This is a genomic window from Ruegeria sp. HKCCD6647-2 (assembly GCF_057221075.1).
This window is the reverse complement of sequence record NZ_JBWVBD010000008.1, coordinates 1-17657: the sequence shown is the minus strand read 5'-3', so window position 1 is coordinate 17657 and position 17657 is coordinate 1. Positions and strand designations below refer to the sequence as shown.

The following is a 17657-nucleotide window of genomic DNA, read 5'->3' as shown; positions in this document are numbered from 1 at the left end:
GCCGTTTACTTGCCGTAAAGAAATGTCACCTGGGGGCATGGACGATGTACCGACCCCGGTTAGAACTGCCGCTTTGTGACAAATACCCCTTTTGAACCAACGATTTCAGGGCCCGGAAAAAAGTCGGGCGGGAAACGCTTTGAACCAGCGTGTGTTCGATCAGGCCGAATGTACGCACTTCCTGATTGGCTTTCGACAGTTCCTCGGCCGCGTAGTAGATGTCACGCTCGACCGGGGACAACTCCTCCAGCCCCAATGTGCGTTCCATGCTCTGCATCAGTTTGCGCAGTTCAGTGAGTTTCGAGATTTCGGTCATGATTTACCTGTTGCTTCCAGCGCCGAGCAAAGATGTTTTGAACAGGACACTGTTCTATTCAACCTCAGCCTGGCGCCCACCCCCAATTGGACTCTTTCACCATGTGATCGGGCAACTCACAACGCGGGTGTGAGTGTATTCGCAGGAGCTGCCCAAAGGTACCTGACAGACCCGGTCCGACCAAAAAAACCGAACAGGATCATCGTAATGACTAAGTTTGATACCCCATGTCTGCTGGTCGCGCAATTTAATTATAACGACACACTCGACAATGTGACTGCGTGGATGTTCTCGGCGGCTCGAAAAGGGGCGCTGTGGCCCCTCTTTGCCTCTTACCCGATCGCGACAGCTTTGATGTCTTCGTCGATAAACGGCACGTATTGCTCAAAATTCTCGGCGAACATCTGAACCAGCTTCTCGGCCTGCTTGTCAAAGGCTGCCTGATCGTCCCATGTGCGACGCGGGTCCAGCAGAACTTCGGGAACACCGGGCACGGCAACCGGAACGTCAAAACCGAAATTGGCATCCTTTCGGTATTCGGCATCGGCCAGCGAGCCATCCAGCGCAGCGGTCAGAAGGGCACGGGTGGCCTTGATCGGCATCCGGCTTCCGACACCATATGCACCACCGGTCCAGCCGGTGTTAACCAGCCAGCATGTCGCGCCGTGCTGGGCGATCTTGTCCCGCAGCAGGTTGCCATACGCTTCGGGGCGACGCGGCATGAAAGGTGCACCGAAGCAGGTTGAGAATGTGGGCTGTGGCTCGGTCACGCCGCGCTCGGTGCCCGCAACCTTGGACGTGAAACCCGACAGGAAATGGTACATCGCTTGCGCAGGCGTCAGCCGAGCGATCGGAGGCAGAACGCCAAACGCATCGCATGTCAGCATGATGATGTTCTTTGGATGGCCCCCAAGCGCGGTCTTGGACGCGTTCGAGATGTATTCCAGCGGATAGGCGCACCGCATGTTCGCGGTCAGCGAGTCGTCGTCGAAATCCAGTTCCTTGGTTTCGGGATCGAAGACCATGTTCTCGATAACCGTTCCGAATTTCGAGGTTGTCGCATAAATCTCGGGTTCGGCCTCGGCGTTCAGGTTGATGGTCTTGGCATAGCAGCCGCCTTCGAAGTTGAATGTGCCGCGGTCCGACCAGCCGTGTTCGTCATCGCCGATCAACACACGTGACGGATCAGCCGACAACGTGGTTTTACCGGTGCCCGACAGTCCGAAGAATACGGCGGTATCGACCGGGTTGCCAACGGCGTGGTTGGCCGAGCAGTGCATCGGCATCACGCCTTTTTCAGGCAGCATGTAGTTCAGCAGGGTGAAAACGGACTTCTTGTTCTCACCCGCATACTCTGTGCCACCGATCAGGATCAGTTTGCGGTCGAAGTTCAGCGCGATCACGGTTTCGCTGCGACAGTTGTGCTTGGCTGGATCTGCCTTAAAGCTCGGGCAGTTGATGACGGTGAAATCGGCCACGAACTCGTCCAGATCCTCACGATCCGGGCGGCGCAGCAGGTGGCGGATGAAGAGGTTGTGCCAGGCCATTTCGGTGACCATGCGCACATTGATCGCATAAGCTGGATCGGCTCCGCCAACGAGATCCTGCACGAAATAGTCGCGACCCTTCATATGGGCCAGCATGTCTTCATAAAGCGCATCGAACCCTTCGGGGCTCATCTCTGCATTGTTTTCCCACCAAATGCTGTCGGCAACGCTATCTGTCTTGACGACGTGCTTGTCCTTGGGTGAACGACCGGTGAACTTGCCGGTGGTCACCAGAAAGGCACCACCATTGCCGAGCGTACCTTCGCCGCGCTTCAGCGCTTCTTCGATCAGCGCCGGTTCCATGAAGTTGTAATAGACATGTCCCAGACCCTCGATGCCCTGATCCTCGAGGCGGAATTGCGGGTTAACCCGTCCAGATGTCATGTGTGTCTTCTCCTGTGGCGGCGCGGCGGCAGTTGGGGCCGGGTGCGCTCTTGGGGCATTCATGCCGGAATATCCGGCGGACAGGGCCTCTTATCACGGTCGTTTGGGGCATGAACAGGACGGTTTGGCGCAGTTAGCGCAACCAAGCTAAGGTTTAGCGCCACCAAGTTTTTCCTGCCGGAAAACCCGGCAGATTCTTGGGGGTATCAAGGCAAATTTGCCGCATACCTGCCCCAACAAAGGCACGATTCGCAGTTACGGATTGATTCGGCGTCTTAAAACCGCCAACAATGCCTTACAAAAAAGCGTATTATTGCGCGAGTGAGCAGGAATAGGGGTGAACCCGATGTCAAAGATTGCACTGGTGGACGACGACAGAAACATTCTGACGTCCGTGTCCATGACACTCGAAGCCGAAGGGTTTGAGGTCGAAACCTATAACGACGGGCAGGCCGCGCTGGACGCGTTCAACAAGAAGCTGCCGGACATGGCCGTGCTGGATATCAAGATGCCGCGCATGGATGGCATGGATCTGCTGCAGCGCCTGCGGCAGAAAACCCAGATGCCGGTCATTTTTCTGACGTCCAAGGACGATGAGATTGACGAAGTCCTGGGGCTGCGCATGGGCGCAGATGACTATGTCAAAAAGCCTTTCTCACAACGCTTGCTGGTCGAACGGATCCGCGCCCTGTTGCGGCGGCAGGAGGCCACCGAAGGCGATGTGGCGAATACCAACACAGGTGACGCAAAGGTGATGGAACGCGGCGAGCTGCGGATGGATCCCCTGCGACACGCGGTGAGCTGGAAAGGTGCTGATGTATCGCTGACGGTGACTGAATTCCTGCTACTGCAGGCGCTGGCACAACGTCCGGGTTTCGTCAAAAGCCGGGATCAGCTGATGGACGTGGCCTACGACGATCAGGTCTATGTGGATGACCGGACGATTGACAGCCACATCAAGCGCCTGCGCAAGAAAATGCGTGCCGCAGATCCGGAATTTTCGGCAATCGAGACTTTGTACGGTATCGGATATCGGTATAACGAAGAGTAGACGCGACCGTTTTTAAGGGGTGGTAGGGTCTCGTGCGCGATACCGAACAATCCAGCGAATTTCGCGACGGTGACGTCGTACTTGGGGATGACTGGGTCATTCCCCAGGATCCTGACTCTGCGGAACTGAATGCAAAGCGGTCAAGGCGCAATCTGTTCTCCCTGCGCAGATCGCCACTGGCCCGCAGGATCATCACGTTCAATCTGATCGCCTTGGTCATTCTGGTGGCCGGGCTGCTTTATCTGGATAATTCCCGCGAACAAAGGGTGCAGCAGACGGCACGCAATCTGATCGGCGATGCAAAACTGGTCAGCAACGTTTTTGAAACCCAGCTGCGTCAGCCGTTGGTTTCAGGTAGCGGCGAGGCTGTCGCACTGGATGTACGTGACACGCTTTCAGGGCTCAGCTTGCCGGAAGGTGGCGAGGTGTTTGTCTATGATGGCACCGGTACTCTGATTGGCTGGACACGAGGGGCGACGCCCGCGTCCGAACTGCCTGTCCTGCTTCGCACGGATCGTAACGCGGCGACCGGAAGCACATTGATCAGCGATGCGCTGAATGCAGTCTGGATGGGCGTGCATACAATCTTTAGCCGTGCGCCGGAAGGCGAGGCTCCGACACTGGCACAGCGCGTACAGGAGATTATCCCCAAAACGCTTGCGGGGGACGTGCAGGTTCAGACAGTGCTGGATGACGCAGGCGATACCGTTATCGTGGCCGTCGCACCGATCTTGCTGGAAGGCGCACCCGTCGGTGCCGTCGCGATGGCGGGACCCGCCGGAGAGATCGATGCCCTGGCCCGGCAGGAGCAGGAGCGGATCCTGCAGATGTTTATCGTGGCGCTGCTTGTTTCTATCGGACTCAGTCTGGTTCTGGCATCTACCATTGCCAACCCGCTCGCAGATCTGGCCTCGGCAGCCGAGATCGGCAAGGATCGTGGTTCGAGCGTCAATCCGGGTCGCATTCGTATCCCGGATCTTAGTGCTCGTCCGGATGAAATCGGTCGCCTCAGCCGGGCTCTGCGCGGGATGGTGACTGCACTCTATAACCGGATCGATGCGAACGAACAGTTCGCTGCCGATGTGGCCCATGAAATCAAGAACCCGTTGGCCAGTCTGCAGTCCGCAGTTGGCACATTGCGCATGGTCAAACGTGATGATCAGCGCGAAAAACTGCTGGGTGTCATCGAGCACGATGTGCGCCGGCTGGATCGGCTTGTCAGCGATATTTCGAACGCTTCCCGTCTGGACGCGGAACTTGTCAAGGAAGAGGAGCAGCCGTTTGACCTGCTGAAACTCCTCGACAATATCGGTCAGTTCCTGGGCGAGGATGCACGCTCGAAAGGTATCGAATATATCACCGACCTGCCATCCGATCCCATCGTGATCAACGGGCTCGAGGCGCGGCTGGCGCAGGTCTTTGTAAACCTGATTACCAACGCAATCTCATTCTGCCAGGAAAACGATGCAATTCGCGTCTGGGTGCGCCAGCGTGACAAAAGGGTCTTGATCGTGGTCGAAGATACCGGACCCGGCATTCCAGATCAGGCGCTGACCAAAGTGTTCAAGCGGTTCTATTCAGAACGGCCCGAGGAGCATTTCGGCAATAACTCGGGCCTGGGCCTGGCTATCTCCAAACAGATTGTCGAGGCACATGGCGGTGTGATCTGGGCCGAGAACATCCGCCCGACCGAAGCGGACATCACGTCAGATCCGCTGGGCGCGCGGTTTGTCGTAGGACTTCCCGTGTAGGCTCATGGATGCGCAATCCCTGACAGAAACCACCGGTCAGGATAGGGCCTGTATTCACGCGACCTGCGTGTCCGTTCATGGGAATGGTGTGTTGATCGTGGGGCCGTCCGGCTCGGGCAAGTCCGGCTTGGCGCTGCAACTTATGGCGCTCGGGGCGCAGTTGGTTGGCGATGACCGGGTCGATCTGAGTATGCAGGCGGGCAAGGTCATGGCAGACGCAAAACAGCCGATCCGCGGCCTGATCGAGGCGCGCGGTATCGGGCTATTGCGCGCGGACCCGGCGGGGCCGGTTCCCTTGTCTTACGTCGTCGATCTGGGGCAAGCGGAACCCCGCCGTCTGCCCGAGCCGACCCATGTTCACCTCCTGAGCCAAACTGTTCCCTTGCTTCGTGCTGCAGACACGCCCAATTTGGCTGCAGCGTTGGTTCAACTTGTGAAAATGGGGCGTGTGGACCCGCAATGGCCGAACACATGACATCGCAACGTCGCATCGTTTTGGTAACGGGACCATCCGGTGCGGGACGCTCGACAGCGATCCATGTCCTGGAAGACCTTGGTTTTGAAGCAATCGACAATTTGCCCATGGGTCTTTTGTCCCGATTGCTCGACGGCTCTGACGATGCCCGGCCCATGGCGTTGGGGATTGACGCGCGCAACCGGGACTTTTCGACCATCGGATTTATCGAACTGGCTGCACGGCTGGGGCGGATGGAGAATGTCGATCTGACCACGCTCTACTTGGACTGTAGCGACGAGGTATTGCTGCGGCGGTTTTCCGAAACCCGAAGGCGCCACCCGGTCGCCGCAAATGCCAGTCCGGAAACGGGCGTTCGGCAGGAAAAAGAACTGCTGCAGCCGATCCGCGAAATTGCGGATACACTGATCGACACGAGTTCCCTGAACATTCACCAATTGCGCGAAGAGGTCGAGCATTGGTTTGCCCCCCGAGGCGGGCGTCATCTGGCCGTATCCATCGAGTCTTTTTCCTACAAGCGGGGCTTACCACGTGGGTTGGACATGGTTTTTGACTGCCGGTTTTTGGCCAATCCCTACTGGCGTCCGGAGTTGCGGGCAGAGGATGGTCGAAATCCGGATGTGGCGGCCTATGTTCAGTCCGATACGAACTATGCAGCGTTCTTTGACAGGGTCGTTGACCTGCTGATCCAGCTGCTGCCGGCCTTTCGGGCGGAAGGCAAGGCACACCTGTCCGTGGCTTTCGGTTGCACTGGCGGGCAGCACAGGTCAGTTGCAATGGCGGAAGCGGTTGCAAAGGCTCTTGCAGAACAGGGGCAGCAGGTGTCAATTAGGCACCGCGAAATGGAACGTCGATCGTTGAATGTGAGGCCGGGTTGATCGGGATCGTAATTGTAGCTCATGGCGGACTGGCGCAGGAGTATCTGGCCGCGACCCAGCACGTGGTTGGCATGCAACCCGGGTTGGTAGCCGTTCCGATCGAGGCCGATCACAATCGTGAGGAAAAACAGGAAGAGATCTGCAGCGCCGCTGACGAGGTCGACGTTGGCGACGGTGTCGTGGTGGTGACCGACCTTTATGGCGGCAGCCCATCCAACCTCAGTTTGCGGGCCTGCGCGCCGCAGGATCGGCGAATCCTTTACGGGGCGAACCTGCCCATGTTGATAAAATTGGCTAAAAGTCGCCACTTGCCGGTGGCGGAAGCCGTGCGTCTGGCCCTGGAATCTGGCCGCAAATACATCAATGCACAAAACGTGACGCTGGACTAAGACCGGGTTAATTGAAATGGCCAACCGAAGCTTGAAAATCATTAATGAAAAAGGACTTCACGCCCGCGCCTCAGCCAAGCTGGTCGAAGTGGTCGAAGGCTTTGACGCAAGGGCAGAGGTGTCCAGAGACGGACTTTCTGCCTCGGGCGACAGTATCATGGGTCTTTTGATGTTGGCAGCGTCGCGCGGAACCACTATTGACGTCGAGACGTCCGGCCCGGATGCTGAGGCGTTGGCAGAAGCTTTGGAAACTCTGGTGAACGACAAGTTCGGCGAAGGGTTCTGACCGCAGATCTGCCGCGGAAAATTGGACGGGAAGACCAGGAATTGGCGGAAACCACGCACGATACCAAGACAGGCCCGGTCGTGGATCAAAGCCCTGATCAAGGCGAAATCTACGATCGCAAAACCCTGACTTACGCAAACTCGTTTGACGACGCCTGGACTGCAACAGCCATTCGCGCCATCGAATGGTGTACCGGCAAGCTGACCATCCTGCGCATGGTCAACAAGTTCGAGAAGCAGAACGAGCATTACCGTGGTCAGAAGTTCTGGGGCGGTGCGCTCAAGACAATGGGGATCGACCTGACAACCCCGGCGGAGCAGATCGCCCGTATTCCCAGCGAAGGACCGGTCGTGGTTGTCGCCAATCACCCGCATGGCATGGTCGACGGAATGATCCTTGCGGAACTGATCGGCCGCGTTCGAAGTGATTATCGCATTCTGACCCGCTCGGTCCTGACCGGCCTCGACGAGGCGGCGACGTCATTCATGATTCCCGTTCCCTTTCCGCACGACCCCGAAGCCCAATCCAAGATGCTGGAAATGCGGGGCAAGGCGATGGACCATCTCAAGAACGGCGGCGTCGTCGCCCTGTTCCCGTCCGGTGTTGTCATGTCGTCCGACAACTGGTTCGGCCCGGCAATCGAGCGTGAGTGGAATGTGTTCACCGCCAAGATGATCCGCCGCTCCGGCGCGCGCGTCGTTCCGATCTTTTTCCCTGGCTGCAACTCGCGCTGGTACCAGATTGCCAACCGCCTGTCGCCGATCCTGCGTCAGGGACTGCTGCTGCACGAAATCGTCCGGTCTTGCAACAAGCCGCAATCCCCGGTCATCGGCGATCCGGTTTCGGACGAGGATATGGCCTTGCTGGAACGCGATCCACGGGGATTCATGGCCTGGCTCAGACAGCACACCCTGTCACTGGGCCAATCGACCAAAAACTGATCCGCTTCTTCATCTGGCCAAAAACATCCCGGGGGTGAGCCCGGATGAAATCCGGGCGAGGGGGCTGGCCCCTTATTAACGTGTCGGAACCGGCACTTCGCCACGATAGTCATAGAACCCGCGCTGCGTCTTGCGACCCAGCCACCCGGCCTCTACATATTTCGTCAGCAATGGGCAGGGGCGATACTTGGTGTCTGCCAACCCGTCATGCAGCACGTTCATGATCGCCAGGCAGGTGTCCAGTCCAATGAAATCCGCCAGCTCCAGCGGCCCCATAGGATGGTTTGCCCCCAGCTTCATTGATTGGTCGATGGACTGAACGCTGCCAACACCTTCGTAGAGCGTATAGACGGCCTCGTTTATCATCGGCATCAGGATACGATTTACGATGAAGGCTGGAAAATCTTCGGCACTTGCTGCGGTTTTGCCCAGCTTGTCCACTACGGCCTTGCAGGCATTAAACGTCGCCTCATCTGTGGCGATACCGCGAATCAATTCCACCAGCTGCATCACCGGCACAGGGTTCATGAAGTGAAATCCCATGAACCGCTCGGGCCGGTCCGTCCGGCTGGCGAGGCGGGTAATCGAGATCGAAGACGTGTTCGAGGTCAAGATCGTGTGCGGCAGCAGATGCGGCTGCAGGTCTTCAAAAATCGCCTGCTTGACGGTTTCCCGCTCGGTTGCGGCTTCGATCACCAGATCGGTCTTCCCCAGATCCGACAGATTCAGCGTAGTGGTAATGCGCCCCAGTGCCGATTGTACATCACTGTCGGTAATCTTGCCGCGCGATGCCTGGCGCGCCAGGTTCGCTTCGATTGTCGCCAAGGCGCTGTCCAGCGCCTCCTGGCTGATGTCGTTCAGCAGTACGTCGTATTCCGCCAATGCCAGGACATGAGCGATACCGTTGCCCATCTGGCCAGCGCCGATCACTCCGACTGTTTTTACGTCCATGTCCTGGTGCCCCTGTTCGCAGAATACGGCGACATTATCGGCAGTTCCGGCCCGGCGGCAAGGGGATCGGGACCGTGAAATTCGCTTCAAATGCGCGCATTAAGGAATCTGCAAGACATAAGGCTGCAAGATGGCAACCGGGTGATGAAAACTGGGTGATTGATATGAGCTACCAACCAATCGGTGCGGGTGGTCCCGCAGAATCCGCTTGTCATTATGGCGCCTCGCATTTGGCGTTTCGGGCACCGCAACGCTCGATCGAGCGTCCCTACATAGCCTGTATCGGCGGAGATGAGACGTTCGGCCGGTTTGTGGAGCAGCCTTTCCCCGCCATTCTCGAGCGTCAACTCGACATGCGTTGCATCAACTTCGGCAGTTTGTTTTGCGGAGCCGAAGCCCTTTGCCGGGATGCGGGCTTGCTTGAACTTGCAAACGCGGCCGAGCTTTGCGTGCTTCAGGTTCCCGGTGTTTTGGGGCAATCGAACCGGTACTATCGGGTGCATCCGCGGCGAAATGATCGTTTCCTGAAGCCCGCGCGAGACCTGGTTGAACTTTATCCCGAGATGGATTTTACCGACGTTCATTTTGTGCGGCATCTTGTAAATCGATTGAATAGCCACTCGGACGCTCGCTTCGACCTGGTTGCAGATGAACTTCGGCAAAGCTGGCGAACCAAGCTTACGTCGTTTCTAGGGAAAGTCTCGTCGCCCGTTATTCTGCTTTGGCTTGAGGTAACCGCCGGACATGCGGATTGCTTCATCGGCAAACCGACTGACAATCCAGTCACGGTTGATGCGTCGATGTTTCAATCTGTTGCGGCGTTATGTACGCAATCGGTCGCGCTTCAGGTTAACGTGTCCGGGGCGTCGGACGAACTGGAGGATATGCTGTTCGGTACTCTGCAGCAGCCGATGGCGGAGTGCATGATTGGGCCCGCTACGCATCGCAGGATTGCCGGGGCTTTGACAGGCACAATTCGGGATTTGATATGAAAAAGGCCCGCTGCTGGGCGGGCCTTGTCAGGATTTCTTTGAATCCTTGTATTGTCAGCCGAGTTTTTCGGTGAGTTCCGGCACGGCGTCGAACAGGTCGGCGACCAGACCGAAGTCCGCAACCTGGAAGATCGGGGCTTCTTCGTCCTTGTTGATCGCAACGATGACCTTGGAGTCCTTCATACCTGCCAGGTGCTGGATCGCACCTGAGATGCCGACGGCGACGTACAGATCCGGGGCAACAACCTTTCCGGTCTGACCCACCTGCCAGTCGTTCGGAGCGTAACCCGAGTCGACTGCGGCACGCGACGCGCCAACAGCCGCACCCAGCTTGTCCGCCAGGCCTTCGATCAGTTTGAAGTCCTCTTCCGAGCCTACGCCACGGCCGCCCGAGACAACTGCGCCGGCCGATGTCAGTTCGGGGCGGTCGCTCTCGGCCACCTTGTCCTCGACCCACTCGGACAGGCCCGGGTTGTCGCCGACCGAGATGGTCTCGACCGGGGCCGAGCCGCCTTCGCCCGCAGCGTCAAAGCTGGCGGTCCGGATGGTGACGACTTTCTTGGCGTCGTTCGATTTCACGGTCTGGATCGCGTTGCCCGCATAGATCGGACGCTCGAACGTCGAGCCGTCAACGACACCGGAGGCATCCGAAACAACCATTACGTCCAGTAGAGCTGCGACACGTGGCATCACGTTCTTGGCGTCGGTGGTGGCGGGTGCAACGATGTGCTCGTAACCGTCGGCCAGACCCACGATCAGCGCGGCAGTGGATTCCGCCAGACGGTGGCCCAGCGATGCGTCTTCGGCTACCAGAACCTTGGACACACCGTCGATCTTTGCTGCGGCCTCACCGGCTGCAGCAGCAGAACCGCCTGCGGCCAGAACGGTGATGTCGCCCAGCGATTTGACGGCAGAGACAGCCTTGGCGGTGGCGTCCACAGACAGCTCACCATTGTTGACTTCAGCAAGCAGAAGTACAGCCATTACACAGCCCCCGCTTCTTTGAGTTTCTCGACCAGCTCGTCGACCGAGCCCACAATGATGCCTGCGGCGCGCGCCGGCGGCTCTTCGGTCTTGACGACCTCGAGGCGCGGTGTGACGTCGACGCCGTAATCGGCGGCAGTTTTCTCATCCAGCGGCTTTTTCTTCGCCTTCATGATGTTGGGCAGCGACGCATAGCGCGGCTCGTTCAGGCGCAGGTCGACGGTCACGATGGTCGGCATCTTGACGCTGATGGTCTGCAGACCGCCATCCACCTCGCGGGTGATCTTGGCGCTGTCGCCTTCGATGTCCAGCTCGGACGCGAAGGTGCCTTGCGACCAGCCCAGCAGGGCCGACAACATCTGGCCGGTGGCGTTCATGTCATTGTCGATCGCCTGCTTGCCCGCCAAAACGATACCGGGCTGTTCTTCCTCGACCACTTTGGCCAGGATCTTGGCAACGGCCAGCGGCTCGATGTCCTGATGGACGTCATCGGCAGCGACAACCAGAATGGCGCGGTCGGCGCCCATGGCCAGTGCGGTGCGCAGGGTTTCCTGCGCCTGCTTCACGCCGATCGAAACGGCAACGACTTCGTCAGCCTTGCCCGCTTCTTTCAGGCGGATTGCTTCTTCCACGGCGATTTCGTCGAAGGGGTTCATCGACATTTTGACATTGGCGAGATCAACACCGCTCCCGTCCGCCTTCACGCGAACCTTCACGTTGTAGTCGATCACGCGCTTGACAGGCACAAGTACCTTCATTTTTGCGTATGCTCCTTACAAAAACGGCAAGCCGCGATGCGACTCCACCAATGCTCTCGCCGCGTTTGATAGCGGGTCATTGCGACTCGCAACAGGGCAAAATCGTCACGTCATGGCTCCGGGACGTCGCGTTTTGTCATTTTCTGTCTCGGGGACCGCCGGATAGGGCAGGATCAGCGGTTGGCGCCAGGGATCCACAACACGTCATCGCGCCCGCCGTTATTGGCGCAACGCGCGGCAACAAAGAACCAGTCGCTGAGACGGTTGAGGTATTTCACAGCAACTTCGTTCACCGGTTCCATATTGGTCAACTCGACGGCCAGTCGTTCCGCGCGGCGCGACACCGTGCGGCATACATGCAGATGTGCGGCCAATCGTGTTCCGCCGGGCAGGATGAAACTGCGCAGAGGCTCCAGCGATTCGTTCATGGCGTCGATTTCCGCCTCTAGCCGATCAATCTGGGCTGAAACGATGCGTAAGGGCGGGTAGTCAGCCTCGGCATCCTTTTCCATGTCAGGGCGGCAGAAATCCGCGCCGAGATCGAACAAGTCATTCTGAATGCGCGCCAAGGCCGCGTCGATATCGCCCTCGGCCTCGGTGCGGGCGACGCCGACAAAGGCGTTCAACTCGTCCACGGTGCCGTATGCGGTCACGCGACCCGAGTACTTGGCCACTCGTTCACCGTTGCCGAGGGCGGTTTTGCCGTCGTCGCCGGTGCGTGTGTAAATCTTGTTGAGAACGACCATCTACTGAACTCCCTGTCCGCGCAAATAGACGTAGAGCACGATCAGCACCACGGCAATGAATTGAAACAGGATACGCAAGCGCATCATCTTGTTGCTTTTCTTGGCAGCGGCCATGCCGCCCTTGCCGAAATTGGCGATGCCAAGGGCCAGAACGACGACGACCGCCGCCATGGCCAGAAGCAGTACGACCATCAGTAGGTCCACGATTACACCGTCCGCGTTGTTGTTTCTGTCGCACTCATCTAGACCCGTCGGGCCAAAAAGCGAACAAGTTATTTTGCCTCAGACAGCCGAGAGAATACGATCGATCGCACGTGTTGGCAGAATACGGCGCAAATAGCCGGCAATATAAGTCGGCGTTGTCACGTAATAGCGTTCGCGGGGACGTTTTGATTCAACCGCGTGGGCCAGTTTAAGAGTCACGGCCGAAGCTGGCAGTTCGAAGCGGTCGGGCCCAGAGGATTCGTAGAGGCGTTTCAGCAGCGATGACTCGTATTTCTGTCGCAACGCAGAGTTTTCCCAATCAATGAACCGCTCGAAAATCGGGATCGCGTTTTCGCGGAGCTTTGTCTTAATGGGGCCGGGTTCGATCAGGATGACCTTGATGTCCGTGCCGCATAGTTCCAACCGCAGTGTGTCGGTCAAACCTTCGACCGCGTATTTGGTGGCAACGTAGGCCCCGCGCCAGGGAAAGGCCACCAGACCCAGAACCGACGAATTCTGAACAATACGCCCGTGTCCTTGTGCCCGCATGACCGGAATGACCTGCCGGGTCAGTTCGTGCCAGCCAAAAACGTTGGTTTCAAAGATATGGCGAAGGCCGTCAGTCGGAACATCCTCCACCGCTCCGGGCAGTCCATGCGCGCCGTTATTGAAAAGGGCGTCCAGCGTTCCACCGGTGGCCTCCAGAACCTCGGCCAGACCTGACGCGATGCTTTCGGCGTCGGTGTAATCGATCAGCGGGCTGTCAAAGCCCTGCGCGCGCAACCGGTCGCAGTCGCCTTGTTGGCGGCACGAGGCAAAAACGCGCCAGCCCCGCGCACGCATCCCATGCGCTGCGTCCTGACCGATCCCGGATGAACAGCCTGTAATGAGAATGGATTTCTGCATGTCATTTCCGTACCTGAACTCAGCCATAGCTATGGCGAGCTTTGGGTCAGGGCAATGACGGCGGTTGTCAGTTTGTGGATTTGCTGACCAGAGACTCGGAAATCCATCCCACCTGTTGCGCATTCAACACGCGCAAGCGCAACCAGCCGGTGCCCGATTCGCCAAGGACTTCGACCTTCTGGCCCAGTTGGACCTTGCCGATGATGGGGTAGATTGTGCCGGGCCCGTCGCGCACGTTTACGCGCGTGCCCGAAACTTCACGAATGTCTTGTTTGGGTTCTTCCGGTATCACCTCGGTCTGCGCGGGTTCATCATCCGCCGTCGGTGCGACTTGTCGCAACCCCGCCACTCCGTCTTCCAGTGAGGCCAGCGTGAAGCTTTCGCCTTGATCGTCAAATGCCGAAATCTGGGAGAACCCATTGAGACTTGGTGGTTCTTCAACGACAACCCCGCCTGCAGCAGTAACAGTCGGTTCCGGCAGTGTTCGAACTGGGGCCGTTCGTGCGGCGACGTTGGTCACCAGATCTGTGGCCTGGGGTTCTACATCGCGCGTCGGGGTTTTTTTTTGCACTGTTGCCATGCGTACAGGTTGCTCGGCACGCATACCGCGCGGCTCAAAATCCGGTCCGCCGCTCATAACGTAAAAGCACCAGCCGAGCAGGGCAAAAGTAACGACAATAAGGCGCGTCATGGCGCATCCCCCGGGTAATCGAACATACAAATTCAGCAGCATTCCAATGGAGTAGAGGATACCATAATCCGGCCCATGTGTCGAAAAACCGGGGAAATCCGGGACTTGCCTCCCCCTGTTGCAAAAAGCGCGACTTGTCCCCAGCAAAATATGTGCTGCTTGCTTTACCAAGGCGCACTTGCGGCGTATCACATCATATATGAACGATACGATCGACGACCCCAACATGGAGGCCCCCGAGAACGGGGGCGAAGTAGCCGAGCCGCTGCGCCGCGCAATCGGCGAACGCTATTTGACCTATGCGCTCAGCACGATCATGCACCGTGCCCTTCCGGACGCGCGCGACGGGTTGAAACCGGTTCACCGGCGAATCCTCTATGCAATGCGCGAACTGCGTCTGAGCGCAACAGGCGGGTTCCGTAAGTCGGCGAAGATCTCGGGCGACGTGATGGGTAACTATCACCCGCACGGGGACGCCGCGATCTATGATGCGATGGCGCGTCTGGCGCAGGACTTCAACGTCCGCTACCCGCTGGTCGACGGGCAGGGAAACTTTGGCAATATCGACGGTGATAACCCGGCGGCCTCACGATACACCGAGGCGCGGATGACCATCGTGGCCGAAGCGTTGCTTGAGGGGTTGAACGAGGACGCGGTCGATTTTCGCGACAACTATGATGGCACGTTGACCGAACCGGTCGTGCTGCCTGCGCAGTTCCCGAATCTGCTGGCCAACGGCGCCAGCGGTATCGCTGTGGGCATGGCGACGAATATCCCGCCGCATAACATCTCGGAACTGTGCGACGCCTGTCTGCATCTGATCAAGACGCCGGATGCGCGCGACGACACTCTGTTGAATTATGTCCCCGGCCCGGATTTCCCGACCGGCGGCGTGATCGTCGAGCCGCCCGAGAACATCGCGCAGGCCTATCGCACCGGGCGCGGTTCGTTCCGCCTGCGCTGTAAGTATGAGGTCGAGGATCTGGGTCGTGGACAGTGGCAGATTATCGTCACCGAGATCCCGTATCAGGTTCAGAAATCCAAGCTGATCGAAAAGATCGCGGAACTGATTCAGACCAAGAAAATCCCGATCCTCGCCGATGTGCGCGACGAATCCGCTGATGACATCCGACTGATCCTCGAACCGCGTTCCAAGAACGTGGACCCCGAGGTGCTGATGGGCATGCTTTATCGCAACTCGGATCTCGAGGTGCGGTTCAGCCTGAACATGAACGTGCTGATCGACGGGGTGACGCCCAAGGTCTGCTCGATGAAGGAAGTGCTGCGCGCTTTCCTCGATCACCGGCAAGAGGTGCTGCTGCGTCGCTCGCGTCACCGCATGGCCAAGATCGACCATCGGCTGGAAGTGTTGGAGGGCTTTATCGTCGCCTTCCTGAACCTCGACCGCGTGATCGACATCATACGTTACGACGACGATCCCAAGGCCGCGCTTATGCGCGAGGATTGGGGCATTGATCATATCCGCGCAACCAGCGAGGCCGACTATGTCTCGCCCAAGCCGGGTGAGGGCGAACTGTCCGAGGTTCAGGTCGACGCGATCCTGAACATGCGTCTGCGCAGCCTGCGTCGCCTGGAAGAGATGGAGTTGGTCCGCGAGCGAGATGAATTGATGCTTGAGCGGGCCAATCTCGAAGACTTGCTGGCCGATCCCGCCTTGCAGTGGGCGAAGATCGCCGAGCAATTAAAAGAGACCAAGAAAACCTTCGGTAAAGACTATGAAGGTGGCGCGCGGCGTACCCAGTTTGCCGAGGCAGGCAACGTCGAAGAAGTGCCGCTTGAGGCGATGATTGACAAGGAGCCGATCACTGTCGTTTGCTCTCAGATGGGCTGGATTCGCGCCATGACCGGCCATATTGACCTGACCCGCGAACTGAAATTCAAGGACGGCGACGGCCCGCGTTTCATCTTCCACGCCGAGACGACCGACCGCCTGCTTGTCTTTGCCTCGAACGGGCGATTCTACACGGTCAGCGCCGCAAACCTGCCGGGCGGGCGCGGCATGGGAGAGCCCCTGCGCCTGATGGTCGACCTGCCGAACGAGGCACAGATTGTCGACATTTTGATACACAAGGCGGGGCGCAAACTGCTGGTGGCCTCGGACGCGGGCAATGGGTTCATTGTCCCTGAGGATGAGGTTCTGGCGCAGACCCGGAACGGCAAGCAGGTGCTGAACGTTAAGACCGATGAGATGGCGATGATCTGCAAGCCTGTAGAGGGCGATCATGTGGCCGTTGTTTCTCAAAACGGAAAATTCCTGGTTTTTCCGATCTCCGAGCTGCCGGAAATGACACGCGGCAAAGGGGTGCGCCTGCAGAAATACAATATGGCGCGCGGACGGCAGGGGACCCTGGAGCTGGACGGTGGCTTGTCGGACATCACCACATTCGCTTGGGAAGAGGGCCTGAAATGGTCGATGGGTGGTGACAAGACACGCCACGAGGCCGACTTGACCCAATGGCTGGCCAAGCGTGCCGGAGTAGGCAAAAAGCCACCATATGGCTTCCCGCGCGACTATAAGTTTTCGTGATCTGGTTGCCACGGCTGTGAATTTCCGCCGATACGGCTTTGCACAGGCCGTATCGGTGCGCTACATCCGAAAAAACTGGCCTATCGAGACGAGACACATGTTGCGCATTCTGACCCTGATCACCGGACTTGCCCTGATGGGCGCATGCACACAGACGCAGGTTTATGAAGAGCCGGAGAGTCTTGGCGAATTCAAACTGCGCGTGAACTATGCGTTTGCTGAAAAAGCGAGAAAGGGTCCGGTGTCGCGGGATGCAACTTCCAAGGAGTGGGAGAATGCGATCCAGAACGCGGTCGATATTCGCCTGGGCCGCTACGAAGGCGCTCAGGAGTACGACATCGGTATCAGCCTGGAGGGCTACATGCTCGCGCCTCCTGGAATCCCGGTGATCTATAACCCCAAAAGCACCGCCATCGTCCTGGTGAACGTCTATGACGTGAACAAGAAAGAGTTCCTGGCCAAGGGCAAACAGTTTCAGGTCCTGGAGGATACGACCAGCGAAAGCGCTGTCGCGGGATCGGGCCATTCCCGAACAAAAGAAGAGCAGATGAGCGGGCTGGCATTGAAAGTCGCCGACCGTGTCGAGGAATGGCTGGCAGCTGAACACAAGGACAATGGCTGGTTCGACAGGCGCCCGGACCTGATCCAGCCGCTGGAATCCGACGAACTCACGCGAAATCCGGCGTCATAACCGGCTTTTCCCTCAGGATGTGCTTGATTTTCCCCTTTGAACCAAATATCTCGCGCGCGCAGATGTAACCACGGGACCACGGGTCCCCCAAATCGCAAAAGGGCGCCTGAGGAATGGCAAAGGAAAAGTTTGAGCGTACAAAACCGCACGTCAACATCGGCACGATTG

The 17657-nt window shown here is 58.2% G+C and carries 20 protein-coding genes; 10 read left to right on the top strand and 10 right to left on the bottom strand.

All coding sequences use genetic code 11. From position 1 onward, the window contains the following. Positions 1–25 precede the first annotated feature (25 nt). Positions 26–316 (bottom strand): hypothetical protein, encoded by a 291-nt coding sequence (locus AC2TDJ_RS18650; RefSeq protein WP_480844188.1) that lies wholly within the window; start codon positions 314–316, stop codon positions 26–28. A gap of 332 nt (positions 317–648) precedes the next feature. Further along, a complete protein-coding gene (locus tag AC2TDJ_RS18645; RefSeq protein ID WP_480844187.1) occupies positions 649–2247 on the bottom strand; it encodes a phosphoenolpyruvate carboxykinase in 1599 nt (532 codons plus the stop codon). A 346-nt stretch (positions 2248–2593) separates the two neighbouring features. Here AC2TDJ_RS18645 and AC2TDJ_RS18640 point away from each other — a divergent pair, with 346 nt between their 5' ends. From AC2TDJ_RS18640 to AC2TDJ_RS18610, 7 genes are read left to right on the top strand one after another with little or no spacing between them, the layout of a single operon-like run. Next, the gene (locus tag AC2TDJ_RS18640) at positions 2594–3298 is read left to right on the top strand and encodes a response regulator transcription factor (protein WP_480844186.1); all 705 of its coding nucleotides are present in this window, start codon (positions 2594–2596) and stop codon (positions 3296–3298) included. Between the two features lie 32 nt (positions 3299–3330). Next, on the top strand, positions 3331–5049 hold the full coding sequence (locus AC2TDJ_RS18635) for an ATP-binding protein (RefSeq protein WP_480844185.1): 1719 nt from the start codon (positions 3331–3333) through the stop codon (positions 5047–5049). A 4-nt stretch (positions 5050–5053) separates the two neighbouring features. Further along, on the top strand, positions 5054–5524 hold the full coding sequence (locus AC2TDJ_RS18630; protein WP_480844184.1) for an HPr kinase/phosphorylase: 471 nt from the start codon (positions 5054–5056) through the stop codon (positions 5522–5524). Continuing rightward, positions 5509–6402: an RNase adapter RapZ gene (gene rapZ, locus AC2TDJ_RS18625; RefSeq protein ID WP_480844183.1), complete on the top strand. Its 894-nt coding sequence runs from the start codon at positions 5509–5511 to the stop codon at positions 6400–6402. The genes AC2TDJ_RS18630 and rapZ overlap by 16 nt, the downstream gene beginning before the upstream one ends. After that, positions 6399–6791 carry a PTS sugar transporter subunit IIA gene (locus AC2TDJ_RS18620; RefSeq protein WP_480844182.1) on the top strand — a complete coding sequence of 131 codons (393 nt, stop codon included), beginning with the start codon at positions 6399–6401 and terminating at the stop codon, positions 6789–6791. The genes rapZ and AC2TDJ_RS18620 overlap by 4 nt, the downstream gene beginning before the upstream one ends. Positions 6792–6807: 16 nt before the next feature. Further along, complete coding sequence (locus AC2TDJ_RS18615; protein WP_480844181.1) at positions 6808–7077, top strand: HPr family phosphocarrier protein; 270 nt, start codon at positions 6808–6810, stop codon at positions 7075–7077. Between the two features lie 41 nt (positions 7078–7118). Further along, positions 7119–8018 (top strand): lysophospholipid acyltransferase family protein, encoded by a 900-nt coding sequence (locus AC2TDJ_RS18610; protein ID WP_480844180.1) that lies wholly within the window; start codon positions 7119–7121, stop codon positions 8016–8018. Positions 8019–8093: 75 nt separating this feature from the next. Here AC2TDJ_RS18610 and AC2TDJ_RS18605 read toward each other — a convergent pair whose 3' ends face one another. Further along, positions 8094–8969 (bottom strand): 3-hydroxybutyryl-CoA dehydrogenase, encoded by an 876-nt coding sequence (locus AC2TDJ_RS18605; protein ID WP_480844179.1) that lies wholly within the window; start codon positions 8967–8969, stop codon positions 8094–8096. A 164-nt stretch (positions 8970–9133) separates the two neighbouring features. On the opposite strand from AC2TDJ_RS18605, the gene AC2TDJ_RS18600 reads away from it, so the two are divergent. Then, entirely contained in the window at positions 9134–9961 is an 828-nt protein-coding gene (locus tag AC2TDJ_RS18600) for a DUF6473 family protein (RefSeq protein ID WP_480844178.1), read from the top strand. 54 nt (positions 9962–10015) lie between these two features. Here the strand turns inward: AC2TDJ_RS18600 and AC2TDJ_RS18595 are convergent, their stop codons facing one another. The 6 genes from AC2TDJ_RS18595 to AC2TDJ_RS18570 all read right to left on the bottom strand — a co-directional run bounded on the left by AC2TDJ_RS18595 (position 10016) and on the right by AC2TDJ_RS18570 (position 14250). After that, complete coding sequence (locus AC2TDJ_RS18595; protein WP_480844177.1) at positions 10016–10945, bottom strand: electron transfer flavoprotein subunit alpha/FixB family protein; 930 nt, start codon at positions 10943–10945, stop codon at positions 10016–10018. Then, entirely contained in the window at positions 10945–11703 is a 759-nt protein-coding gene (locus AC2TDJ_RS18590) for an electron transfer flavoprotein subunit beta/FixA family protein (RefSeq protein ID WP_480844176.1), read from the bottom strand. The genes AC2TDJ_RS18595 and AC2TDJ_RS18590 overlap by 1 nt, the downstream gene beginning before the upstream one ends. Before the next feature lie 173 nt (positions 11704–11876). Beyond that, positions 11877–12449 carry a cob(I)yrinic acid a,c-diamide adenosyltransferase gene (locus AC2TDJ_RS18585; protein ID WP_480844175.1) on the bottom strand — a complete coding sequence of 191 codons (573 nt, stop codon included), beginning with the start codon at positions 12447–12449 and terminating at the stop codon, positions 11877–11879. Next, the gene (locus tag AC2TDJ_RS18580; RefSeq protein ID WP_480844174.1) at positions 12450–12653 is read right to left on the bottom strand and encodes a twin transmembrane helix small protein; all 204 of its coding nucleotides are present in this window, start codon (positions 12651–12653) and stop codon (positions 12450–12452) included. It abuts the gene before it with no gap. 78 nt (positions 12654–12731) lie between these two features. Beyond that, on the bottom strand, positions 12732–13559 hold the full coding sequence (locus AC2TDJ_RS18575; RefSeq protein WP_480844278.1) for an SDR family NAD(P)-dependent oxidoreductase: 828 nt from the start codon (positions 13557–13559) through the stop codon (positions 12732–12734). A gap of 67 nt (positions 13560–13626) precedes the next feature. Further along, positions 13627–14250 (bottom strand): SH3 domain-containing protein, encoded by a 624-nt coding sequence (locus AC2TDJ_RS18570; protein WP_480844173.1) that lies wholly within the window; start codon positions 14248–14250, stop codon positions 13627–13629. A 199-nt stretch (positions 14251–14449) separates the two neighbouring features. Between AC2TDJ_RS18570 and AC2TDJ_RS18565 the strand changes: the two genes are divergently transcribed. Both AC2TDJ_RS18565 and AC2TDJ_RS18560 read left to right on the top strand, forming a co-directional pair. Beyond that, entirely contained in the window at positions 14450–16798 is a 2349-nt protein-coding gene (locus AC2TDJ_RS18565; protein ID WP_480844172.1) for a DNA topoisomerase IV subunit A, read from the top strand. 97 nt (positions 16799–16895) lie between these two features. After that, positions 16896–17489, top strand: a complete 594-nt coding sequence (locus AC2TDJ_RS18560; protein ID WP_480844171.1) for a hypothetical protein — start codon at positions 16896–16898, stop codon at positions 17487–17489. Here the strand turns inward: AC2TDJ_RS18560 and AC2TDJ_RS18555 are convergent. Beyond that, positions 17467–17657 (bottom strand): hypothetical protein (locus AC2TDJ_RS18555; protein WP_480844170.1); only part of this gene is annotated, 191 nt, incomplete at its 5' end. The genes AC2TDJ_RS18560 and AC2TDJ_RS18555 overlap by 23 nt on opposite strands.